The sequence below is a fragment of the Microvirga tunisiensis genome, assembly GCF_009296175.1.
GTDB classification, from domain to species: Bacteria; Pseudomonadota; Alphaproteobacteria; order Rhizobiales; family Beijerinckiaceae; genus Microvirga; species Microvirga tunisiensis.
Window position 1 is genome coordinate 45,520 of record NZ_VOSK01000003.1, and the last position, 24,222, is coordinate 69,741.

Consider the following 24,222-nt stretch of genomic DNA (forward strand, 5'->3'; position numbering starts at 1 on the left):
GACGCTTCACTTGGACCTTCTGGCAAAAAGGCAGCTGATCCAGGAGCACATGCCAAAGAGCAGCGCTGCAATCAGGAGCGCAGCCGGCCAAAAGTAGACCGCATGGGCAGTGTAGTAGCCCATTCCGCTGGGAATAAGCACAAAGCCGGTCTGGCCCAGAGCCCAAGTGAGGGCTACCCCCACCGCGGCCACGGGATAGGTCGCCAGAAACAAACCAAGATTAGCGAAACCATCGCGCGCCGTGTCGGTGAAGTCGATCCAAGCATACACGGCAAAGGCCAAGTACAGACGATGAGGAGGAGGATCTGATCAAGGGCACGATCATGGGGACGGCAGGGTTAAGAGCAGCCGCAGACGCACACTCAAATTGAGCCCTAGCCTCAGCTACTTTAAGGCATTCCAAATGGTTGCGGCAATCGGTTTGGCGCACTCGCTCCTGAGTTGCCACGAGCCGCGGCATCGGCACTCGGCCGTGCCCTACCTACTACCCGGGGCACCCCTCCGGTACGGTCAGAATGCCAAGTCGAAAGCCCGCGCCCTCGCGCTAGAAATTTCCATCCACGCCAAACTTTTTTGGCTGTAACCCATCACAATTCATTCGCTGCCTGAAAGACTCGATACGCCGCAACATCCGGATCCGGCAGCCTGTCGAGTTCCACCACGAAGGCCTGATCGGCCTTTTTGGGATAGATTCCATTTTTGAGCAGGGATGTCAGAGCAACCTCATTGGGGCACCCTTACCGTCGCGAGAATTCTCGAACGGGAGAAATCATTTGTTCGACGAAACTCTGGTAGGTCTCGATCATCGCCTGGATTCTTCATGACGCTCGTGGGAGCATAATGCGAGGTCAATCCCCGCGTATGCGGGGGAGACGGAATGCCAGCAATGACGCCCAGGTCCTTCATGGGGTAATCCCCGAGTAGGCAGGGGAGACGTACGGTTCTTACTTGCAGTCATGATCTGCAAGGGTTGATCCCGCGTATGCGGCGGATACTGCGAGGCGGCTTGGTACTTGTGATGATGCCCTGGCTGATCCCCGCGTGTGCGGGGGAGACACCGCAAAAAATTTCGCGAACCTATGAAATATCAATGACTTAGAGACGCCTATAGGCATCTTGTGTAGCACCCCGCGTGGAGCATGCGGCAACGACGATCAGGTATCAGAACCTTGCCCCAGTCGCGGTAGCCCGCAAGGCTTTCATGCCCCTGTCACCCAGCGTGGGACGACCTTGTTTCGCCCTACAGATGAGGCTCAAGGACGCTTGGAGATGCAGCTCCTAAGCCCACAAGCGGCGAGATCGGGTAGAGAAGATCAGGCCAAGTTCACGGGCTAAAAAGAATCGCTACAATATAAATTTCCTTCGATCCACGAGAGCAAATAAGCATGTCGGTTTTACAAAAAGCAGTGGAGTCTGGCTGCATCTCGGAAGTCGAGAGAATCCTCGTCAATGGCGACCCTGAAGAACTCCGTCACGAGCTACCGGGTGCCCTGACGTTCGCACTCGACGCCGGCTTTTCCACGATCTCGCGCCGACTGGCGAATGATCCAATCTTCGATCCGGGAGAGCAGGCCTGCCCCAACTTGAGCAAGGCCGTGAGCCTCGGATACGTGGATGTCGCTCAATTTCTCATAGCTAAGGGCTCAAAGCTGAACCTGATCGTGGGCGGTTCGCGCAGCCCGCTCAGAATTGCACTGGAGAACGAGTATTTCGATCTAGCACGCTTCATGGTCGCCCATGGTGCAGAGATCTCCGTGCGTGACAGCAATGGGTGGACTGCTCTGATATGGGCCTCGATCACCGGTAATCGCGCCACTTACGACTTCCTGATCGAGCACGGTGCAGACATCCATATCTGCACCAACGACGGCTGGAACGCTCTCGCTGGCGCGTTCTTCAAGCGGTGGTGCACCTACCTGTATCCCTGAACCCAAGGGCCATCACACGCTCCGTCGTTCCATCAGGCATCCTGAAAGAGAGCCACCAGCCATCATGCTCGACCACTATCGCGGAGACGGCGTCCTCTAGCCGGCACGGGATGAACTCGGACAGGCTGTCGGGACCTTCATGGGGAAGCTCGCGATCCTTGGCGACCATGACGGTGTCGCCCGGTTGGACGGTGTAGGTGCGGCGGTTCTTTTCGAACTCCCGCACGTTCAGGATCATCCTGCGGACGGCATCGCGGTCCTTGGTCGGGTACAGAGCCAGGTACGTCTCCAGATTCTCGAACGGCCGCTTACCGGCGACGGCCATGTCGTACATGCAGTTGTTGGTTTCATGATCGAACTCTGCTCCAGGGCCCTCAGCGAGGAACTTGGTGTATCCGGCCATCGCCATTGCCTGGACCGAATCGTCGGCGTCCTCATCGTCGTGATGGCTGGCGTCGCCCTGCGTCATGATGGCCCTCCTGACCGCATCAACGAAAGACCCGAACAATCCGGTTCCACATCGACGGCGGCTCATCGCGGACCTGAGGCGCCGTGGGTGGCGGGACGGGATCACGGGGAGGCGGCGGCGTAGCCGGGGGCGCGGGAGTCTGCACAGGCGGTGGCATCGGCGCTGGCTGTACTGCCGGTATCCGGGGCGGCTCGGGTTGCCGAGGAGGATCGCGGAAGAGATCGATGGTGGCCGAACCTGTGGGTGTCTGGATACGGACGAAGATGTGCGCGGCGGTCATGGCATCGGCCATGGCCCGGTGGAACGTGTCCGGCAGCTCCACGCCGAGGTGGATCGCCAGTTCACGCAGTTTGTAGCTTGGAAGGCCAGGGCAGGTACGACGTCCAAGCTGCAGCGTACAGAGGATGTCGCATTCGTCCCAGAGATCGAGGCGCTCCAGTTCGGCCTGGAGGAATTTCAGGTCGAAAGGTGCGTTATGGGCCACGAGGGTCGCCCCTTCGATAAATGCGGCCAGCTCGCGCATGACCTGCTCCACCGGCGGCGCGGTACGCAGCATGGCATTCGTGATTGTTGTGATCTCGGTGATCCTGGCGGAGATCGGAAAGCCTGGATTGGCCAGGCTCTGGTACTGGCGCCCAATGCGTCCGTCGATGACCTCGACAGCCCCGACCTCAATCACCCGGTCACCCCTTGCCGGCGACAGGCCCGAGGTTTCGAAGTCGAGCACCACGTAGCGCTTCCCTGTCACGCCGCCCTGGGTGTCAGCCGGAACGTGAACGGCAACGGGCGGCGGAGGAGCCGGTGCAACGTTCGGCTCAGGGGGCGGGCGGGTAAGCTCATCAATCTTGCGGAGGGCATCCTCGTCTCCTGTCTCCGCCGCCTTGCGGAAGAACAGGAGCGCCTGATCTAAATCCGTAAGGGTGCCCCACCCGTTGAGGTGCATTGAACCCAGGTTGTATGCGGCAATGTCTGATCCATTGGCCATAGCTCTGTTGAACCAATCCAGGGCTTCGGAATAATCCTGAGGCACGCCGTCTCCGTCCAGGTAGCAGCAGCCGATCATGTTCTGTGCGTCTGCATGGTCCTGTTCCGCCGCCGCCCGGAACCAACGGGCGGCCTCTCCCAAGTCTCGGGTCACGCCGTTCCCGTCCGCGTACATTGTGGCCACATGCCACTGCGCCTCGGCGTGGCCTTGGGTTGCGGCCTTGAGAAACCACGAGAAGGCGATGACGGAATTCGTGTCCGGGCTTTCCTCAGCGAGAATTTGGGCCAAGCGAAACTGCGCGTCCACGTGACCGGAAGCTGCCGCCAGGTTGTACCAGCGCAAGGCCTCGGCCGGATTGGGCTCCTCACCGTCCGCAGGGTCATAGTGCTCTGCAAGCCACATGTGCAGCTTAGCCTGAGCCGCCTGGGCTGGGGCGTGTCCCCTGTCGACGGCGACCTGATACCACTTCGCCGCTTCTAACCCAGCCTCAAGGTCACCGTTCCAAATCCAGCAGCTCTCCAGGAAGTCGCCGAGAAGGTGAGCGGCTTCCGCGTGTCCGAGTTCGGCGGCAACCCTGAACCACCGCGCCGCTTCGTATCGATCCTCATCAACAATGTCGCCAGCATGGTACTGCATGCCTACGCGGTAGGCGGCATCGGCGCCCCCCAAGTGGAGCGCAGTCACGGTCCAGTCGATGACCCGTGATGGGTAGTCGGTGTCATTGTCTTCAAACGCATCAATGGTCGCTTGCCCAAGGAGCATGCGGGCCTGTCGGTGTGCATGCCACCACTCAGCCCCGTCGGCGGTGCGGTTCTCCTCATCATAGATGTCGGAGATGGTCCACATAGCATCCAAATGTCCCTGGGCAGCTGCTGCGGTGAGCCAACAAATGCCTTTGTCGATCAGCTCCGATCCACGGCGGCCATCGCGCTTTTCGAATTTTATCTGGCGAAGCCCAAGCTGAAATTGGGCTTCAACATGCCCTCCCTTAGCGGCCACCCTGAGCAAATGCGTGACCTCTTCCTTGGTCAGAACTCCCTCGTCGTCCGAGTCGAGGTGAAGGTACTGCACGACCTGAAAGGCCGCCTCAGGGTGCCCCTTTTGAGCCGCTTTGCGGTACCACCGCAACGCTTCTTCACCGTTTCTCTCAACGAACAGGCCGCTAGCCCACAAGGCACCGAAGCAGAATTGGGCCTCCTTGTGACCGAGTTCTGCCGCCTGGCGGAGAAGTGGCTCGATCACCATGAGCCTGTCTTCGACCTTGCCGATCTGCGGCGGCATTTCCTCATCGTCATCACCAGACCGAATCGGCGCCAAGGCAACGAAATTGAGGTCGCCGCAGACCTGCATCGCGTGCTCGTAGAAAATTGCCCCAGGCGCCCCACTCACCATTATGCGTGTGTCCTACTACCGCGTACCAGCACGTTCCGTCCGAAGTGCTGGCAGTGAGCCAGCATCATCGTCCTTTGAGCCTTCTGGGGCATTCCTGGCATTCAGTTCAGGCCGAGGGCTTTGAACGCCGCCGTCTTGGGATCGCCGTAGAACACAGGATCTACGTGTTCGGCCACGTCCCCGGTGACCTCAAGGAAGCTCCGCTTGTTCTCAATCGGGATGAGGGCCCGCTTGCCGCCGTTATCCATCGCGACCTGGAGCGGCTCGACCAGAGAGCGCACGCCCTTGATGTTGCCCTGGAGGCTGAGGTCACCGAGCACCAGTGTCGCCGCAGCGACTGGAGCTTTTTTCAAGGCGGAAATGCAGGCGACGAAGAAGGCTACGCCGAGATCGGCATCGACCCGGTTTCCAATAAGGTCAATCACCTCAACGTGGAAGTCGGCCGTATCGACCTCACGTGCGATCCCCAGCTCCCCCTTCTTGGTCATGAGATAGCTGAAGGCACGATTGATGGATTCCTTCATGGCCCCGGACACGCCACCTGCCAGCCGCAGCTTGGCGCCGCCCACGGAGGTTGAAACCTCGATGCGATACAGCCCGACGGTGCCATCCGACGCGACGCCCGCGCTGTAGACGCTCCCAGGGGAGAGCGGATCCGAGGAGATCATGTCGCGACCCCCTTGTTCCGGGACGCCGACAAATCGCTCCTCGCCGCTTTCCCGGTCCGTGTAGCTGAAGGACACCTGATAATATTCGAAGGAGCCCATCTTCTTGAGCTGCTCCTTGACACGCCTGCGGCCCTCCATCGCGAGCTCAAGGAGTTCAGCAACCTCCTCGCGGCTCGCATCGCCGTGTGGGTGGATGATCTTCATGAGACCGGAGACGGTTTTGTTCACCGCCTTGCGGTCGCGCGCGTTCAGGTGGGAGCCGAACGAGAAATGGCGCTCAGCCACTTCGGTGAAATTGTGCTTCCGCAGCTCCCTGAGGGCCTCGGCCAGATAGTCCACGACAAAGCCGTAGTGGTTCGTGAACAGGTCCGCACGCATCTTCGGGATTTCCCAGCCAGGCAGGTAGAAGTGAAGTCGGTCAATGAACGCCATGTCGTCGCGGATGACACCCGGCATCGGCTCAAACAGGTGTCCGGTCTGGACCATCACCTCGACAGGCTGGTTGGTGTTGCCGAACATCGCGATGCTGGCGTCACCCGTGGCGGCCTCCTGGCCGCGCTGGAAGGTGCCGGATTCGCAGAAGGTCTTCATCGTGGTGACGACCTCCTTCGGCATCTTCTCAAGATCGGCCACTTCGTCGAAGCCAACAACATCCCAGATCTGCACCATGCCCTTCTGCCGTCCGCCCATGTGTCCAAACAGGTTGGCAACCGTGGTTGGGCCTGTAAGGAGCGAGGCGTAGGGAGAAACCTCCTGAATGACGTAGCTCTTGCCCGTGCCCCTGGGCCCGAGCTCCACCAGATTGTAGTTGCGCTCGACAAGCGGGATGAGCCTCATCAGGAACAGCAGCTTGAGGCGCCGGTCCATCGTCGCGGGCTCGTAGCCCATGCTGCGCAGAAGCAGGTCGATCCACTCCTCGGTGGTGAACTCGCGCCGAACGGAGCGGTATTCCTCCAGATCAAATGCGGCGATCTGGATGGGTGTCAGCTTCTCGATCCAGAACGGATTCTTCCCACGGCTTTCCTCGTCGTAGGCGTATTTGAGGTCGAGCTGCGCCCATACCCCGCCGGTGAGGAGACGCTCGTAGTTGCGGACGTACTCACTCGGGATGTGAAGGAACTTGTGTCCGAATTTGGAGGCCTCCGCCCAGTAGTCGGAATCGACCAGGCGAACTTTGACCTTGTCGATGAAGGTGTGCCTCCCATGCTCCTTGACCCGGCTCTGCGCCTTCTGGGACTCGTCATCCCGAATGTAGTTGTTGGCCAACGTGTCGTTGACGACTTGCAGACCCATCTGGATCGCCATCTCGTCCGAGGACGCGCAGTACTTGCCGAGGAGGAACTCCAGGACGAAGACCGGCACGTTCGCGCCGACCTTGACCTTCCTCACCAAATCCTTGCGGACGACCTTGCCGGCGAACAGCCGGTTGGCCTTGTTATCGAGATCGTCGCGAACCGGTCCATCAAACGCATTCATATTCAAACTCCTAAACGAACCGGGATTTCCTTCGACGAGTACAGGACCGCGTCGGTATCCCCGTCGAGGATCTGGATCCGGACCGACTTGGCGTCGTCATCCCGTAGCAGGAATCCGACCATGGCCGTCTTGCGGGGTTCCAGCCTGAGGGATCCGTCCGGCTCCTTTGGCGGGTCGCTCATGCCCATCAGGGCGACTTGGCGGTCACCGCTGACGACAGTGGGCCTGATGCTGCGGGCCGCGCTGAAGAGCGAGTTTCCGAGCTCGATCCGCACCGTGAACACCCGGTTCGTGATCACATCGTCATGGGCGACCTGCAGCGCGTTCTTCTCGTTGACCGCCGCGGCCTCCACCTGAAGCCGGACGCCCAGCACGGGAACGATCATTTCCTGCAGGGACGGCCCGCCATGGTGGTAGGCGAGGTCGCCACCAGCCTTGAAGACCTTGGCCCCGAGAGGGAACACGAAGTCGAGGTCGGAGGCGTAGCCCAGCCGTGCGGCGGAGACGCGAACGGTCCCGGGCGGCGTGGCCCCGCCGCGTCCCACCCAGCACCTTCGATGCAGATCAACTGTCGCCCCGCCGGGGGCGTCGATGCGCATTGCCTCTGCCCGGTCCTGGCCGAAGAAGAGGTGGCCGTGGTCTGCGGTGATCACGGCATGCTCGACACCCGCCGAGGCGAGGCGGCTCAGGCACCGTGCCAGGTCTTCAATGACCCCTCCCATAACCCGGCGGGCGAACGAGGATGCCCCTTCGCCGGCTTCGTCGATCTCCTGTGACCGGACGAAGATCACTTGGGCGTCACCGATCTTGGTCTTCAATGATTTGATGTTGCCTTGGAACACAGTGTCCAAGGTCAGGTCCACTGAGGAGGGGAGCATCCCCTTGGCAAAGTTTTGCCTGGCCTTCAGGTCAGCCAAGAAGGTGCCATCGATCTCTGCGCCGAGTTTGCCGTTGCGCTCACCGACCGAGAATGTCGACGACGCACCTGGTTGCAGAGCGGCCATCCCGATGGGCGTGATGCTCGGCAGGGCCCCGATAGCGGGGGTGACGGTCATCTCGGTGACAAGTTTGGCGATCCGCTCGGACAGCTCCACGCCCATCTCGTACCGCAGGGCATCGACAAGGATGTAGGCGACGGGCTTTGGGCGCGGTGCGACAAGGTCAGCGAAGATACGAATTTGGGTCTGGCCGCCAGCGACCGACCACTCGTTCTTGTCGAGGGCCTTCACAAAACCCGAGGCCATGCGGTCGCACACGTCCTCGTAGGTTTGCCGTACGGTGACAAGCGCACGCTCATCAACGTGCTCTTCGCACGCTGCGATGATCGCCTCCAACTCGCGCTGGGCGCGGTCGAGGCGATGCCATCCCTTCGGTTCAGTGTAGCGGCTGAACCAGATGGAAGGCGTCCCGTTTGCCTTGGCAAGGGTCGCCTCGACCTCCCCGGCGATGATCCCGAGGTCGATCATGAACCGGCAAGCGCTCCAGACCAGGGTCCTGTCCTTGTCGCGATTGACCCAGTAGCTTGCCTGGCGCGCATCCAGGATGGCTCCAGCCTCGGAAAAGCGCCTGTCCGCTATCAGTTCGAAGCAACGCGCGATCACCAAGCGCTCCTCTGACCTGAACGTGTCGATGGAGCCCAAGGCATCGCCGGAGATTGGGAGCTTTTCGATGCCAAGTTCCGAGGCAGCCTGATCAGCCAAGGCTTCATAGGCATCTGGGGCTTCGACACGGAGGCGCCGTGCCACCTCTCGGATTGCATGCTCCTGGTCCCGGGTTGTCGGGGGCGTCAGGCCTGGCAGGCTGACGGATACCTCCTCGGTGTTGAGGTCGAGCATGAACTCGTTGCCGAGGACATGGCGGAGAGCGATGGAGCGCGCCTTGGGCAACGCCGTGTCTTCAGTGAACGAAAGTCCCAGGCGCACCTCGGCGAGTTTGCGCAACTCGGCTACGGCACCCTTCTCTTGGATGGCGACGTCAGTGGCGGAGTTGAGGATCCACCGGACCAGGATAGTGAGCGTGTCGGAGGTGTTGTCGAAGAGGCTGCGCAGGATTGAGGCATTCTCCCCGTTAGCACTCGCTTGAGCGATCTTTGCGAGATCGGCATAGGTGAGATTCTCCGACCTGAGGATCTCGTCGATCTCGACATCAGTGAAACGACGCTTCAGGACTGGCCGGGCCATGTGCTTGAGAGGGCGCTCGTAGACCAAGCCAGCTTTCTCAACCTCCATTAGAAGGGAGCCATGCTCATCCCGGGTGACACCTGGAAGATAAACGAGAACCTCATCGGGATCGTCGTTGCCGGCCGCCCGCTCTGCTGCCCATCGCACCTCTAGGTACGATCCCACATACTGCACGAGCTTCACCAGGCGGCCGCCGATCCGCACACTTGAAAGACCGTAGTCCCGCGTCTCTCCAGCTCTTAGCTCATCGAAGAACCCCTCCATCTCGGAGCGGGGATCGTAAAAAATGATAACACTCCGCTCCTTGAGGCGGTCGGTGAGCTGGCCAGCAATATAGTCGTGAAGAGGATGCATGACGTTATCCGGTTATACCTTCCGACGGCCGCGCCGCGTGCCACCCGCTGGTTCTGACGCGCTGAGGAGATCCTTTAGCGCAGCCTTGACTGCGTCTGACGTGCGCTCGCCGACGAGTTCGCTGACTGGGTGGGTAGGAGTTTTACGAGGCTTCCATTTACCGGATTCGTCTTCAAACCAGAAGACATCCTCTAGCTCATGAGCAATGGCCAAGCTTCGGTCAGTGACGCACTTCGGCACAACCCGTTCGGGCCAAAGATGCATCGCCAAGTGCGACCAATCGAAATCACCGCGCTGAAGTGCCTCCCATGCAGTCCTAAGCTCCTTCTGCCAGGGCTTGTTATGAGCAACCAAGCGCCAGAGAGGCGCGGAGTTAATGATAACCCCGTCGTCAAGGTCAGGATTCCAGAGTGGAGCAACTCGCTTCAGTTCATTGAAGAAGATTTGGATTTCCTCGACGAAAGCGACTTGCGCGTCGATGGCCTTACGTTGAGTCGCTGACGGGCTACTTCCTGCATCTGACTTCAGCGCATCAAGTTGCCTTTGCTCGTGCGCAAGCTTAGGCGCAACATAGTCATTTTGTACTCGGAACAGCGTATCTTTAGTGAACTTGTGGATGTAAAGCCATACGGCATAGCTTCCCGAAGCTGTCCCGAGACGCCAGTAGATTGGCGCTTTGCGACGACTCTTAGAATACATTTTGATATGAGCAGGGAAGGCCTGCCGGCGCAGCCAAGCGCGATAGACTTCGGGCATGAACAAGCCCGACGATGTTTCCCCAAACCGCAAGGTCCAGGTATCTGCGCCACCCACATATGAAATCTTTGTTGTTTCAAAGATGGATGCGACGATAGAAGTTACATCATCTGGATGGCCAGGGTCTTCAACGAGGATGCCGTTGTTGACATGAAACATCGGGTCGCCCTTAGGCAACATTCCAGGACTCACTACTGGCAAAGGGGAAAACGGTCCCGGCTCGGATGGAAGTTCGCGATCTCCAGTAGCGAGACGGAGATCAAACCGACCGAAGGCGACACCGAGCGCCCAAGAATGCACCGAGCCAACAGCGTCAGTGTTCGTCTCTTCATCATCGTCCTCAGCGTCCGAATCCGGCTCCGAAGAGCCATCTTCTTCAGAGGTTTCGGCAATCTCATCCTTGCCTTTACTTGCCCATATCTCGATCTCAGCGCGATCTTGACCCTCAAGACCATAGAGCCTGAAGGCGAGGTCATCTATTTCTGTCTGAATAGAACCGATTTCGGCCTCGATCTGAACCGCGTCAACTCCTGTGCGCAGTGTTAACAACGGACCTGGCAAGACAAATGCGCTTGATGCCTCATTCGCGGTATCAAGGTTCCGCTTTAGCGACCAGGCGCGACGAGCCAGCGTAGCAAGTGCAGTTCGATCATTCGGCGATAGCTCGGGAACCGGGGTTCGTTGAATAACACCAACTTCATAGGCGCCAAACGCCATCTGCAAGGAGATGAAGTATTTAAATGGCGCGGAGTTCATGATCGCCAACATTGCCTCAAGCGCGACATCAGAGTCGTCATCTAGAAACAATGTTGGTCCTTTATGCCCGAATATCCCGCCTTGTCCGAACGCGCGAGCGCTGAAGCCAGTTTGAGAGCGTACTGGCCAAGATATTCCAGGGCGGCCATAATAGTCATAGCCATTGAGTACAGCCGTCCACTGCTCCCCCCAGCCCTTTGACGCGCGCCACGCACTTGCCGCCGCCTTTAGCTCGCGACCTTCGCCTGGCCACCGCACCACCAAATGTACGTTGGCATAGAAAGGATTGTGCTTTCCGCCCTTCGTCAAAAGAACCCATGCAGATGCACGATCCTTTGACGCACCGAACTGGACAATATTGTCGGGGTTGATTTCCCATGCCAGTCTTAGGAAACGTGGATTATCTCTTGTGTTTGCCCCTGCAGCGGCATGCCTCTCCTCCGACTCCAACGACGGATAGCTAGAGGTGCATCTCATGACCGCGGCACTTGCCCAATATGCGAAAGGGCTTCCAGAAATCTGGCTGAATTTCGAGGCGTCCACGATGTGAACCCCTCTTCGACCGGAGCACGATTCGGACAGGCTGATAGCCTTCTGATCGGTCGGTTCATCAAGTAAGCGGATAAATATCGTCATCACACCACCTCAAGGCAGTAGGCGGCAGTCTCAACCATCGCCCCGTCGAGAACTCCCATACCCAAGTCGGCAACTACGACAGGACGGGCCTCTTTGAGTAAGATTTCCTCTCGCCACTTCTTGAAGGTTGAGAGAAATAGGCCTGTCCGTGATGTGATGGCGCCAAGGCGAGCGCGGCTGTTTAGTAGGCTAACGCCACGTTCAATGAACGCGGCATAAACATCGTTCTTAGTGCGAGGGTACTGCCTCTCGAAGACTGGCTTCGCTACAGATGATCCTGCTCCGAAGGGGGGATTCATAAGAATCACTTCAAAGCGCTTATTAACAAGATCTACTAGCGCAAACCCCTGGGCTGCATCCTCCACGAAGAGACGTCGCCGAGCCGCCCGCCCGTTTGTGGCTGAGGAGGCGTAATCTGATAAAGCACAAAAAACGAGCCTCTCCGCTTTTGTCCAAAAATCATCGCCGCCGCCAGGAAGCACACGAGCGAGTTTCCCGAGCTTTACGTCGGAGATGCCAAATTCGGCTACTCTAAACAGAGGTAGCCGGTCATCCCATTCCGCACGCCCTTTCTCGATGGCTCGTGTCAGATCCTGCTCAATCCTCAGAAGTGTTCCCATTTCTCCAGCAAGCTTCATGCCTTCCCAGACGGTCTCGATAAGCTCAGCCAGCGTCTCGGCCATAGCTTTGGTTGCCCTAACAGTCTGTTCAGGAGGGATCGCTAAGGCCTTGCGGAGAAGTTCTTCGAGCCGGTCTTCCTTAAGCCCCCGAACAAATTCTGCAAAAAGGTCCTTCTCACCTGGCATAGGCTCAGCAATCACGATGTTCGAGCGCCTGATCTTTGAGCGCTCCGCACGCGGGACAGAAAAGTCCTTAAAAGCGCGTTGGGCACGCATCCAGAGCGCCAATTGCGCAATCTGAGCACAGCGGGGGTCGATATCTACACCGTGTAGATTGTGTTTCAGGATCAGCCCAGGAAGCGCACGCCTGAGTTCCTCCAAGGTTGCGTATTCCTCCCGGAGCGTTTTTCCGGTCTCATCAAATGCGGGAGAATTGGCATCCTCCCAAGCCTCTTCGTAAATGATGAGGAATAGGTCGAATAACCCAAGCAAAAAGTGCCCTGATCCGCAGGCAGGGTCGAGGCCCCGCATCGAGCGGGGGTCCTTTTTCGGGCGGAAGGGAACCCGGACGGGGCGGTGCCACGATTCCTCATACGATAGACCATCCGGTACTACATCGAATGAGACCTCCTCGTTCATCTCAGCGAAGGTCTCTCCGGGCAACCGGACCATGTACTCACATACGTCCTTTAGGCGCGTGTTGCCCTGGCGCATTTCATACCAAATGCGCCCAAGTGTGTTATCCCCGAGGAACCGTACAACGTAGTTTGGCGTGAAAAATTGGTTGCGGACCGCAAGCTCGCGCGAATTCTGGGGCGGCTTAGGTTTGCCCTTTTCGTCATAGCGAGCGCGCCGGACATCCTCCCGGGAATTAAAGTACTGATAAATCCACCCAATGGTCTCATCTTCGCCCCACACGCCGTTGAGATCGGCAGCGTTGAGGACTTCGAGAAGCGTATCGAATGCCAGCTTCCTTGGCCAAAGAAGTGATGCTGGATCCCGTCTGTCGAAGAGCACCTTAATCTCAGTTGAGAGCTCGTCGAAGATGCATTCAAAAAATAGACGGTAGCCCTCGCTGTCGGCCAGAAGGCGTAGACTAGGGGCCGCTCCAATGAATTCGACGTACCCGTTCGACTGGTCACCCCGCGTGATACATTCACGGACGAGTTCGCGAGCCTCCAGCATCTTGAGCGCTGCAAATCGGTTAAGCGTCGTGAAAGCAGCGTCACGGATATAATCCTGGACTGCCTCGGATGGCTTCATGCCGACAGCACGTTTGTGCTCAATGGCTGCCACTATACGGTCACGGATAGCCACTTGCGACTTGCTAAGGTGGGCTCCTCCCTTAGGTGCAATCTCACCAGAAGCCATAATGTCGAAGGTAGCGGAAAGCTGCTCCTCAAAGTCACTCGTCAGGATAGAGCGCGCCTTTTGGGTTGCATTCTGCAGAGAGTTGCGGGTTTCCTTGTCCATCATGCCCCCCAGGTCGCGAAGACCTTCTTGCCGGCCCCGATGAGGCGGGCGACCTCGTCTCGCAAGCCAGCCAGTGTCTGATCGAGTTGCTCTTCTGTTTCGATGCCACCTTGGAAGAAGTCCGCCACACGGACAGTTGCCAAGCGTTCACCTTCGAGCAGTTCGTGGATCTTGGTTACCACGGTACGCAGGCGCCCCTCGCAAGCCTCTCGCTCGGAGCGGAGATGGTGGATGGTCTGGTTGTTGTAGTTCCTATCTGCGCACCGGCGGAGAGGCTCCGCGAGCACATCCTGTTGGGCAGGGGAGATCTTTGCCCACTCGGGCAGCTTGGACAGCCGCTCCAAGGCATCGGTATAGGCCGCCACCCGCGCATTCAATGCCTCGGCGTAGCGCCGGTCGTAGTCACCTTGGAGAGACGCGGCGGCCTCCTCAATGCGGTGGAGCTCGCGGTAGAAGGTTTCCCGCTCAAGAAAGTCGGACAGCAGATCGCCCTTGGTGCGCATCTCGTCTGAGAGGTCGGCTTCCTCTCTCAGGACCGGCCAAAGCTTTCCGCTGACCTCCCGAGCTTTCGCCAGCATCGCGAGCGTCCCAACATCCAGTGCTTTATCAAGCTCGCCGGCGCGCTGGAGGGCCTCCTTGATCGCGGTATGCGCGGCGTTGAAATCGAGAATCGCCCTCTCGTCGGATCCACGTCGCACCGCTTTCATCTGGTCCGCGGCGCGCTCGATCAAATCTCGGCCCGGCAAGCCGGCGGTGCGCATCGTGCCGAGGACACCGCTTACGTTATCCTCGCAGCGCTCAACAGCGGTCCGGATCTCTGCAGCGACTTTCGGGGCGTTGAGCTCGGGGATCTCCTGGCCAAACGTGAGCCGGTAGTTCTCGGCCGCGTTGACGATCTCCTCGAAGTCGACGCCCTTCTTGGGTCTGAACGTGGCGCCGCGGAAGAGCATGTTGTTTGAGAAGACCTCCTTGGCCTGGACGCTCGTGGCGGTCTCGATGCTTTGGCCCCGGCTCAGACCCTCGATCACGCCAGCCCGCAGGAGGCAGAGAGTGAACAGGCGTATCGCATCGAAGTCCCACCCGAACGGCGCCTGTTGGAACTTGTCCTCCAAGAACCTGCCAGGCGCGGGATCCCCGTAATTCGCACGCTGCTCGATTTGCCCCATCACCTCCGAAAGGGGGGCGACGTCGGTCTTGAAGGTGATCCTGCCGCCCTCGTCTCGGAGCAGTCCCAGAGCGGAGAAGACAGGCGGCAGCCCGTTGAGGTTCTCGGCCGTCAGAAGGGCGTCAGTTCCCTTCATGAGGTCAGTCTTCTTGGCCGCGGCTTCGTCAAACCGGGCGTATACGTCCGGCAGGATGTTCTCCATGATCTTTGAGGCGGCCTTAGCGACATCGCTGGTGCGGTCGTCGGGGCTCCGGTCGTTGCCACGGAAGAAGGCCGAACCGGCAAGAGAGGCAGCCTTGATGTAGCCTCGCAGGGTGTCTGTATGGCGGTTGAGGCGGGCCTTCTCCTCGACAAGAAGATTGCTCTCATCGACCGTACTGGCCGTCCGGCCCCGTCGCTCGACCATTTGGGCGGAGCGGTAGGCTTCCCGGAGTTCACGCCGTATCTCTTGCGTCAGGGTAATCACCCAGAAGACGCTGGCGGTCTCTGTCTGGCTGCGGGTGCGGGCCTCCGCAATGAGCTGTGGTGACTCGGCGGCATCTCCGGCGACCTTCATATGGAAGGTCACGTCCCCCTTCATGGCCTCCTTGCCGTCCACCATCAGTCCGGCCTTAAAGGGCTTGATGTCGCTCAGGCTGAACGTCGGTCCCGTCCCCCAGAGTTTCGTAAGAGCTTCGAGGATGAGCTTGTTCTCGGCTGCACGGTTCGGGTCGATGCCGGCGCGCATCTGCTCCCAGTCATCCTCTGCCGGAGTCGGGATCCGGTAGCCGTCATCGCCAACCCGGATCACCAGGGCCTTTTCAAGCGCCTCCAAGGCCTCCTTCACGGCGGCAAGCTGACTGTCGCCATCGACGGAAGGATGGAGGGCTGCTGCGATGTTCTCTGCGCTGCGGTGGACGCTCTTCACGAACTGCAGGAGGCAGATGACCTTGGCGACGGATTGCGCCAGCGGCGCGTTCGGCACCCGATCTTTGACGGAGCTGATCTTCGCCCTGACCTCCGAGGCGATGTTCCCCTCAACGAGATCATAGACTTCATCAAGCGTGACCAGCGATCCAACCGGCCGCGAGGCAATCTGCGTCGCCGGATTGATGAGGAGCTGCTGCGCAAGCTTGATGATAGTCCGGTTGGCGCCGCCCACATGCTTGCTCGCACCTCCTTGGGTACGAAGACCTGATACAATCTGGATAATCAGATCAATCTGGTACGGAAGCAGCGGGTAGAGATCCACGAACCGCTGACGGGTCAATTCCGGCAGGGTGATGTCGGCGCTGAGCTTCGTGGCCTGCGCAAACCGTCCACGATGATCGTCGAACAGCTTACCCAGCGTCGTTTCCGCCCCGGCGTTCTTCGCCAGGACGCGGCGGCTGGTCACCTCTGAGATGTCAGAAGGTTCCAGATGGACCTGCAGGTCCATCGGGAAACGGTCCATCAGGCGGGCAAGCTCGATCCGGTTGTCGTCGAGGCCGCTGACGAGCTCGTTCAGCTTCTCCTGGGAGGTGACCGCAATCCAATGCTTTCCGCGCCCACGAACACCGAGCTGTTGGACGATGGCCTGCAGGTCGAGCATCTTCTGGATGTCGCGGGCAACGAACTGGCCGACCTCGTCCACGACGAACAGCAGAGAATGCCCGGGCTTGCGGCGTTCCATGAGTTCGACGACCCGCCTGGCGAACAGCCCAGGGGTGATGTCCGCCTTGGACCTGGTGCGGGCCCAGGTGTCCGGAGCGGGATAAGTCGTCGGCTCCATCGCGTGGAGGGCGGCGCTCGCCCTGTTGATGGCGAAGGCGAGCATGGACTTTTCAGCGTTCCAAGCCTGCCCACGCGTCTTGAGGTACGTCTCCTCGAATTCCTTGAGCCGCCCCTGCGACTCCAGGTCAATCTCAAGCTCGGCCAAATCCAGGTCCCGGGCGTAGCCGAGGCTCTCCAGGAAGAGCCGGTACATGATCTCGGTGAGCATCTGGTTGCCCGACCGGATGCCACGGTCCGTGGAGACATCGAAGATGACAGCGTGGGTGGGGATCTTCTCGTTGATGGTCTTGAGGACCACCTTGAGCCGGTTATCCCTAACGCGCTGGGCAAACCGGTCGGCCGCCTTCACGCCGACGACCTCGCGGTTCTCGATGGCCAAGCCGAGGTTCTTGGCGAAGCTGGACTTACCCGAGCCGAAGAAGCCGGAGATCCAGATCGCCACACCCTCCGTCGGCTTGCGCGACGCCTCCTGGTAGCGCTCCAGGATATCGACATAGTGCCGCTGGATGGCGTCGGTAACGATGTATTCATCGATTTCCGAGCGCAGCACATCGCCGTCGACCTGGTCGACCTTGATGACTTCCTCGATTTTCCGGGTGATGTCGCTCGCGAAAAGTGTGCCGATAGTGGTCATGGCGTCGGTTGTCCGTTCAAAAGATCTTGGGGCGATAGTTGTGCTCGGGCTGCATGACCCCCATGAAGCGGAGGCCGGCGGCGCCATCGAGGTCGCCCGGATAGAAAAGCACGGTGGGGACCGTCACTCGGCCCTTGAGCTGCTCAAGGAGAGAGAAGGTCCGGTAGACGGGAAACAGGGAGCCGGTCCTCGTGATAAACACAACATCCGTGAGTGGGTCAGGATCGGCGGGCATGCGCTCCGCAACGAGATCGACGAGAGGGCGAATGTCGCTAAGCACATTCGCCATGGTCTGGACCGTCTCTTCCAGGCCAACATCCTTTTCGATCTGGAACCACTCTTCCAGGGGGGCCTGGGACTGAAGAGCCTCCGTGAGGCATTCCGAGAGGTAGATGCGCGTCAGTCGCTTGCCTTTGTTTTGAAGACGCGTGGCAAGCAGCGACACAGCCTTGCGCAGGGCGAACTCCTCGTCGGGATCATATCTGAAGATCGCGTACGGCATGTCGTGGTAGGCGCTGAGCTGTTGCCGCGGATCTCGCGCTTCGAGGATTGGCTGGAGGGTGCGCTCCAGGCGCTCGGTGAACTTGCTCATGCTGCCATCGCCTTTGCGTATTCGGAGGCGCTGCCATAGGGCAGCGTGAGTTGCACCAAGCTGCCCGCCACTTGGTAGTCGAGGCGCCGGTACTGATGCAGGCGCAGGAGTGTCGCGTGCACGTCACTTGGCGACATGAAGGCCGAGCGCCAGTACACGCTGTCGACCACCCGCGAAGGCGTTCCTTCCAAGTCGGCGATCATATGGACGTGAAAGATCATCGCGTCGTCGCTCATGACGGGTGTGCGATATGCCTTCACGGCTGAGGAGCCGGTAAGGAGGCCGAGGTCGCCAGCGGTCTTGAGTAGATCACGCGCGGTTCTCATCACTCCATATTCGCTCAAGGCGGGCTTGCCTGCCTCGGTCCAGGCCGCCGTAACGAATGGACGGACATCCTCCGACCGAACGTGCTGACGTCCCTTTTCCCTCTCAGGATCGAGCCAGTCGAAGACGAAGGACCGGAACGGATCCTCGGTTGCAGTGATCCACAAGCGGAGGCAATCCCGCCAGTCATGGAAAGGCATGCTCCCCTGGGCGAGAAAGATAAGCGGCTTCATCCTCTCGATGTGGCGCAAGCGGGCACCAACCGTGGTCCGGACCTCCTTCTCCCATCCAACCGTGTTGAAGTTTCCGCCGAGAAGCCGATCCAGATTGCTCTTAACGGTCTCGTCGAATGACCATTCGGAGAAGAGACGGTGCGTCTCCTCCGCGAATGCGCCCTTTCTCAGCAGGCGCTGCGACCACGTCACCGGATAACTCATGCAAGCCTCGCGTAGGGAACCACCAAGTCGCCAATGGCTCCTTTGGTGAAACCAAGAGCGAGCTGGGCGATTTCGTCCTGGGTCCCACCGAAGACCCGAGGCAAGGCAACCGCCCGGCCATCGGATGACCGACGCAGGCTGGAGACGGCAGAAACATCGCTATCGGCAACCAGCCCAAGCCGGCGCAGGAGCGCCCCAAGCTCGGATTCGGTTGGATTAGCGATCTCGTTGAAGAAGTCTGCCCAAGAGGACACATCGTCGAGCCAGCCTTCCCACGCTGCCTCGATGCTCTCCTCGATCCGTTCCGGGAGCTTCCAAAGGGTGGCGCTCTCCGGTGGATTGAACACCTCGTCACACCGGTGCCGGGCAACGGTGAATACGATGCGGGCTTGGGCGAACGAATGCGTGCGGGGCAACCCTCGCCTGAGGGCAAGTGCCCCGACTGATCCAAGAGCCTTATTGGTATTCCACCACTTGGCGCGATCCATTTCACCATGTCGCGCAACCGCGACACGGACTTTGAACAGCCATGCGGGATCGATGGTTTCCCGGTTCAATTTTGCCCCCGAACTGCGTCTTAGTTGTCGTCCGCGCCCTTACGGAGCGCCCGATCCTTTAGCCATCCGTCAATCGCCTCGTTCGCGATGGCCGACGCGGACCGGTCGAGGTCCACGGCTGCCTTCTTGAGGTCCTTGATCAGGCTCGCGTCTAGATGCAGCAGAATCTGTCGCCGCTCGTCGCTGGACGGTATGCTGGGATCGTTCTTCGCCTCAGATTTGCTCACTCGAATCGTCCGATAGGATGATAGGTCGAATCAGGATCGCAGCTTTGCCGTTCACGTAAAGAGTTAATCGTCCTAGCTGTGGCTGTATCCTTAACAGCGACTCACCCAGCTCGGACCAAGCCCCATCACTGGAACTCAAAGTTTAGGACGCGGGATGTCCCGTTTCCTATTGACTTACTCAGGCTACCCTCCCAGAACATCGTTGGGAGCCGGGACATCCCGCGTCCCGATGAGGAATGGCATGGACACAAACGAGCTCTATCAAGCGCGTCAGAACGAGTTTGGCGCACAATACGAGGACTTCGAAGGCACAGATATTGCCGGCTTGGCCGTAAGGACCGGCGAGTGGTTGGAAACGCTCCTTATGGACGGAAAAGCCGTCAACGCGACGATGACGGCCCTCTACGAGCAACTTTTCGGTGCCGAACACAACGAGGAGGCGCCCGAAAACTGGCGCGAACTCTGGGGTGGCGTCTCCCTGAACGACCAGATGGAACCGCGGGGCGCACAGTTCATGGTCGGGTTGAACGCCTTCGCCTTCTGGGGCCTGCGCCCGGACGTCGAGTTCTTCGAGCTGGGAGGCCAGAACAACATCGATGCCGCCGTCGAGGCTTACGTGGCACGGGCCCGTACGCTGCTCGACGCCATCCCGCTTGGCTGGGGCGAGGTGTCGGAACTGCGCCGGACGGTGTTGGCTGCGGAGGCGCGCATCCGCATTGACACCGGCAAGGATGTCACGTCCGAGCAATTGGCTGCCTTGGCCCGCATCAGCCTGAAGAGCATCAAGAACATGCTGACGCCCAAGGCCGGAGCAAGTGACCTCCGTCTCAACGCGGCTGGCGAGATCCCTGGTGCCGATGCCCTCCGGTGGTTGGAAGGGCGTGAGGATTTCAAGTCCTCGATCTGGCGCTCCGGATCTGCGGTATTTCTGGTGCCTTCATCGGTCGAAGCCGAGGATGTTGGTGAGGTCGTATTCGTGCCCGTGGCCAAGGACGGCAGCTGGTTCGATCCGGTCGAATGCCGGAACTCGCGGGGCTACACCATTGGTCCCAAGGGAGCTGAGGAGCCGGTCGAGAACTACCGCCTCGCACTGGAGCGCTTGGCGCGTATGCGGACGCCCTATTGGCGCCGCCGCAACAGCGCCGGGAACTGGGGCATCGTCGCTGGCGTCTCATGGCAGCGACGAATCGTTCAGGAACTCCCTGCCGTGGAAGGGGAGGGCGCCTGATGCAGGACGATCTTACGGTCCACGCCCGCGAGCGGCTCCAACAGCGCGCCATCCCGCCATTCATCGTCGACCTCCTGCAGCGTTTCGGATCCTCGATGCGCTGCGGCGGTGCCGAGCGGCTGTTCTTCGACAAGGCGGCCAGGCGCCGTCTGAAGGATTATCTGGGCGGATCGCGCGGGCTGCGGGGCATTGAGACTTGGCTCGGCGTCTACTTGATCCTCGGTGACAACGGCCTCGTTGTCACGGTCGCACACCAGGAAGGGCGCTTCCGGCGCCCCTGATACCCTTCAAATTCTGAAACTGCCACCAGGGTCGATCACGCATCGTCTCGGGACGACCATTTCATGCCCAAAAGTGAGCGCACACCATTATGGAAAACCTTCTTCCCCGTTTCGCCGAGATCATTGCAGCCGCCTCTCAGACTGAAATCCAATCCGATCCATCCTTGGGTGGACACCTTGTCCTGGATCGGCAGGACCCATTCTGCGTGACCTACGCGCCCTTCGATTACGTCAACAGCCGGGCGCGCGTTGTGCTGGTTGGCCTCACGCCAGGACGCCAGCAGGCTGTGAACGCCCTCCTAGAGGCCCGGCGGCAGCTGGTTGCCGGCCATGACATTGACGCTGCATCCAAGGCGGCGAAAGAGACCGCCTCGTTCTCCGGACCAATGCGGCAGACCCTCGTAGACATGCTCGATCATGTCGGGCTCAATCGATGCCTGGGTATGAAGTCGTGCCAATATCTATTCGGAACCCATGCTGGTTTGGTGCACTACACCTCAGCGCTCAGGTACCCGGTATATCTGAAGGGGGCGAACTATTCTGGAAGCTCCAAGGTAACGACTCATCCGATGCTTCGCCGCTATGTTTCGGAATGCCTCGCAGCTGAGGTGAGCCAGCTCCGTGATGCGGTTTGGATCCCCATGGGTCCTTGGTCCGCCGCAGCGCTATCAAGGCTCGTTCGCGAAGGAAAGCTCGATCACGACAAGGTTCTTGATGGCCTCCCGCATCCGTCACCTGCGAATGCTGAGCGCAGCGCCTATTTTCTTGGCCGGAAAGCCAAGGCGCACCTGTCCGTAAAAACCAATCCTGACTTGATTGATACTGCCCGAGCAAAGCTGATCAGTCGTGTGGCTAGTTTGGTTTGCTGAACAGCTGAGAAGACATCGTCCAAGAGATCCAGGCCAAGGTGGTCGTATAACTCATGACTGCCTTAGCCGGATGAAGCCTGCATGCCCTGCAAGCCGAGGCGGCGGAGCTGCCAGGGCTAGATGTGGCATCGTTAACCCTCTTGAATAACTGCGTATGAGGCCTCTGGCGCGGCCAAAGTGACCATGATACGCTAATCAGCGAATATGCAGATAATGGAGAGAGCTATGACAGAGACGTTCGGGTCCTTCATAGTCAAACGACGTAAAGAACTTGGGCTTAGTCAGAAGGAATTGGCTCAGCTTATCCTCCGTGAGGAGGACGATAAACCGATATCGCCGCAGTATCTCAATGACATTGAACGTGATCGTAGAAACCCAACTTCCGATCACATAATCCAACAGTTCGCGTCATCTCTCAAAATGAAGCCAGAATACCTGTTTTATTTGGCCGGCACGCTCCCAACATACGCGAGAGAAGCTGATATAGCGCCAGAAAAAGTAATCGAAATTTTCCAGGCATTCCGGCGCGGGGGCAAATAGCCTCATGGTCTACTGGATGCGTGACCCTACCCGCCGCTTTCGCGAGCGCCCCTTCTATCGTCCTGAGGAAATCGACGCTGCCTGCGAACGCCTCGTCAACGAGTTCCTCCTCAAACATAGGGGAAAAGTCGAGTATCCGCTGACCACCGACGATCTGACGATCCTGATTGAGCGGAACGTCCGCGATCTAGATCTCTATGCCGATCTTTCAGACGATGGAACGGACGTCGAGGGAGTCACGCGTTTCGCTGTGGGCCATCAACCAGCCATCGCCATCGCCGACCCCCTGTCGTCCGACGAGCGTCGGGCCAACCGTCTGCGCACGACCTTGGCCCATGAATTGGGGCACGCCAAGTTCCACGACGAGGTGTTCCAGATGGCCTTCTCGTCCGGGGACCTTCTCTCCGAGGCGCGTGAGGCAAAGATCGTCTGCAAACGCGAGACGATGATCGACGCGCCCCAGACCGATTGGATGGAGTGGCAGGCCTGCTACGCCTCCGGCGCGTATCTGATGCCCAGATCAGCCGTCCATGACCTCTTACGCCCGGCAGTCACGGCATCAAAGCGCTTGCCTCCCTTTCACGTTGCTGGTGAGGAGGCACCGGCCTTCATCGAGGTCATAATCGACCGTTTCGCCGTGTCCAAGGAGGCTGCCAAGGTCCGCCTGATCAAGCTCGGCTTCCTGACCACCGAGGTCCGCACGCCGACACTTTTCGATTAATTGTGCATTTAGTCCTTGCGACCTGTTGACTCATGCCGATTAGCTAATATGCTAAACAGCGTATTAGCGGATTTGCGCAATGACGAAACATGACCCTGGATGCGGCGGCATCGACATCTTCCTGAAGCGCTTCTGCGCCGACCCAGCCCGGTTGAAGGCCGCGCTCCTGGCCGAACCTCGGTTGGAGGGCTGCGCCGATGACCAGCACCTCTGCCGCACCGGTGACCCGGCTGATTGCTTCTGGATTGTCGAGAAGGGTGAGTTCTGTATTCGGTCGACCCATGCGATTGCCAAGAGAGGCCCTGGCGAGATCATCGGCGAAGCGGCGTTCTTCCGAACAAGCGGTCCGAACGCGGCCCGTCGGGGTGCCGACGTTATTGCCCGGGGACGCTCATCGGCATGGAAGATTGACCGCACCGTACTCGACAGCCTGCCGCTCGAAGAGAAAGTGCTCTGGCTGGAGGCGATCTGCCAGGCTCTCGTCGTCAAGCTGGACGAAGCGACTGACCAGCGCTCCTCGCTTACCGGTGACCTGGACCAGCACGATGTGATGGTCCGGCGCTTCGTGTGCCCCGAGGGTGTCCAGGCGGTCCGGGCGGCGATGCGCACGGGCACCTCCGAGATTGCGCCGGTCCGCAAGCGGGCTTTGATCTGGTTCAGCGACATCGCGGGGTTCTCCACCTACTCCGAGAAGCTCACGCCGACCGAGGTAGCCGAGCTCCTCAGGCTGGTCATGAACCCGCAGGGCCAGCAAATTGAGGCCGCTGGCGGACAGATCGATAAGCATATGGGCGATGGTGTGATGGCGTTCTGGCTCTGCCCTGACGACGCACGCTTGGCCCAGGCGATCCAGGCCGGTATCCGTGCCGCCCTCGCTGCGGCCGAGCACGTGCAGGCGGTGATCGCTTCCCATGGTCTGCCGCTTGGCATCCGCATCGGCCTCCACGTGGGAGATGTGGCGGTCGGCGACTTCGGCAGCTCCGACCGCATTGCGTTCACCATCGTCGGAGAGCCGGTGAACACGGCCTCCCGGTACGAGCAGTACAAGCCCGGTGAGGGGGAACTCAATGGCGCGCTCCGCATCAGCGCCGACGTGTACGCGCGGCTGGACGAGACGATCCGTGCCAGCTTCCACCCCGATCCCATTCTCATCCCCGCCAAGCACGACCGCCACTATGCGGCCCACCTGTCCATCTTCTGAA

The 24,222-nt window shown here is 59.7% G+C and carries 19 protein-coding genes and 1 pseudogene; 7 read left to right on the forward strand and 13 right to left on the reverse strand.

The genetic code is table 11. The features are described 5' to 3' along the window. Positions 1-6: 6 nt before the first annotated feature. Entirely contained in the window at positions 7-282 is a 276-nt protein-coding gene (locus tag FS320_RS02220) for a hypothetical protein (protein WP_152708979.1), read from the reverse strand. 1,103 nt (positions 283-1,385) lie between these two features. On the opposite strand from FS320_RS02220, the gene FS320_RS02225 reads away from it, so the two are divergent. Further along, positions 1,386-1,928 carry an ankyrin repeat domain-containing protein gene (locus tag FS320_RS02225; protein ID WP_152708980.1) on the forward strand — a complete coding sequence of 181 codons (543 nt, stop codon included), beginning with the start codon at positions 1,386-1,388 and terminating at the stop codon, positions 1,926-1,928. On the opposite strand, the gene FS320_RS02230 is transcribed toward FS320_RS02225, so the two are convergent. From FS320_RS02230 to FS320_RS02280, 12 genes and pseudogenes are all read right to left on the reverse strand, one after another. Then, positions 1,897-2,397, reverse strand: coding sequence for a hypothetical protein (locus FS320_RS02230; RefSeq protein WP_152708981.1), 501 nt, complete (start codon positions 2,395-2,397; stop codon positions 1,897-1,899). The two genes, FS320_RS02225 and FS320_RS02230, sit on opposite strands and share 32 nt — an antisense overlap. A 19-nt stretch (positions 2,398-2,416) precedes the next feature. Next, positions 2,417-4,228 (reverse strand): exonuclease domain-containing protein, encoded by a 1,812-nt coding sequence (locus tag FS320_RS02235; RefSeq protein WP_244626925.1) that lies wholly within the window; start codon positions 4,226-4,228, stop codon positions 2,417-2,419. A gap of 276 nt (positions 4,229-4,504) precedes the next feature. Continuing rightward, a pseudogene (locus tag FS320_RS50625) lies at positions 4,505-4,774 on the reverse strand (exonuclease domain-containing protein); the annotation flags it as partial. 101 nt (positions 4,775-4,875) lie between these two features. Further along, on the reverse strand, positions 4,876-6,918 hold the full coding sequence (brxL, locus tag FS320_RS02240) for a protease Lon-related BREX system protein BrxL (protein WP_152708983.1): 2,043 nt from the start codon (positions 6,916-6,918) through the stop codon (positions 4,876-4,878). A 2-nt stretch (positions 6,919-6,920) separates the two neighbouring features. Beyond that, positions 6,921-9,452 carry a PglZ domain-containing protein gene (locus FS320_RS02245; RefSeq protein WP_152708984.1) on the reverse strand — a complete coding sequence of 844 codons (2,532 nt, stop codon included), beginning with the start codon at positions 9,450-9,452 and terminating at the stop codon, positions 6,921-6,923. 12 nt (positions 9,453-9,464) lie between these two features. Beyond that, positions 9,465-11,600, reverse strand: coding sequence for a BREX-1 system adenine-specific DNA-methyltransferase PglX (locus FS320_RS02250; RefSeq protein ID WP_152708985.1), 2,136 nt, complete (start codon positions 11,598-11,600; stop codon positions 9,465-9,467). After that, complete coding sequence (locus FS320_RS02255) at positions 11,600-13,696, reverse strand: Eco57I restriction-modification methylase domain-containing protein (protein ID WP_152708986.1); 2,097 nt, start codon at positions 13,694-13,696, stop codon at positions 11,600-11,602. Before FS320_RS02255 ends, FS320_RS02250 begins: the two co-directional genes overlap by 1 nt. Next, entirely contained in the window at positions 13,693-17,244 is a 3,552-nt protein-coding gene (gene brxC / locus FS320_RS02260) for a BREX system P-loop protein BrxC (RefSeq protein ID WP_152708987.1), read from the reverse strand. The genes FS320_RS02255 and brxC overlap by 4 nt, the downstream gene beginning before the upstream one ends. A gap of 16 nt (positions 17,245-17,260) precedes the next feature. Beyond that, positions 17,261-17,836 carry a BREX protein BrxB domain-containing protein gene (locus tag FS320_RS02265; RefSeq protein ID WP_152708988.1) on the reverse strand — a complete coding sequence of 192 codons (576 nt, stop codon included), beginning with the start codon at positions 17,834-17,836 and terminating at the stop codon, positions 17,261-17,263. After that, the gene (locus FS320_RS02270; protein WP_152708989.1) at positions 17,833-18,597 is read right to left on the reverse strand and encodes a hypothetical protein; all 765 of its coding nucleotides are present in this window, start codon (positions 18,595-18,597) and stop codon (positions 17,833-17,835) included. Before FS320_RS02270 ends, FS320_RS02265 begins: the two co-directional genes overlap by 4 nt. Next, on the reverse strand, positions 18,594-19,154 hold the full coding sequence (locus FS320_RS02275) for a BrxE family protein (RefSeq protein ID WP_202882822.1): 561 nt from the start codon (positions 19,152-19,154) through the stop codon (positions 18,594-18,596). The genes FS320_RS02270 and FS320_RS02275 overlap by 4 nt, the downstream gene beginning before the upstream one ends. Before the next feature lie 20 nt (positions 19,155-19,174). Then, positions 19,175-19,381 (reverse strand): hypothetical protein, encoded by a 207-nt coding sequence (locus tag FS320_RS02280; RefSeq protein ID WP_152708990.1) that lies wholly within the window; start codon positions 19,379-19,381, stop codon positions 19,175-19,177. Between the two features lie 241 nt (positions 19,382-19,622). Between FS320_RS02280 and FS320_RS46980 the strand changes: the two genes are divergently transcribed. The 6 genes from FS320_RS46980 to FS320_RS02310 all read left to right on the forward strand — a co-directional run bounded on the left by FS320_RS46980 (position 19,623) and on the right by FS320_RS02310 (position 24,221). After that, positions 19,623-20,609, forward strand: coding sequence for a hypothetical protein (locus tag FS320_RS46980; protein WP_202882823.1), 987 nt, complete (start codon positions 19,623-19,625; stop codon positions 20,607-20,609). Next, positions 20,609-20,890 (forward strand): hypothetical protein, encoded by a 282-nt coding sequence (locus FS320_RS02290; RefSeq protein ID WP_152708991.1) that lies wholly within the window; start codon positions 20,609-20,611, stop codon positions 20,888-20,890. The genes FS320_RS46980 and FS320_RS02290 overlap by 1 nt, the downstream gene beginning before the upstream one ends. 89 nt (positions 20,891-20,979) lie before the next feature. Continuing rightward, positions 20,980-21,759, forward strand: a complete 780-nt coding sequence (locus FS320_RS02295; RefSeq protein ID WP_152708992.1) for a hypothetical protein — start codon at positions 20,980-20,982, stop codon at positions 21,757-21,759. A gap of 225 nt (positions 21,760-21,984) precedes the next feature. After that, complete coding sequence (locus FS320_RS02300; protein ID WP_152708993.1) at positions 21,985-22,299, forward strand: helix-turn-helix transcriptional regulator; 315 nt, start codon at positions 21,985-21,987, stop codon at positions 22,297-22,299. Positions 22,300-22,315: 16 nt separating this feature from the next. Next, complete coding sequence (locus tag FS320_RS02305; RefSeq protein WP_244626927.1) at positions 22,316-23,020, forward strand: ImmA/IrrE family metallo-endopeptidase; 705 nt, start codon at positions 22,316-22,318, stop codon at positions 23,018-23,020. A 79-nt stretch (positions 23,021-23,099) separates the two neighbouring features. Further along, complete coding sequence (locus FS320_RS02310; protein ID WP_152708995.1) at positions 23,100-24,221, forward strand: adenylate/guanylate cyclase domain-containing protein; 1,122 nt, start codon at positions 23,100-23,102, stop codon at positions 24,219-24,221. Position 24,222 lies beyond the last annotated feature (1 nt).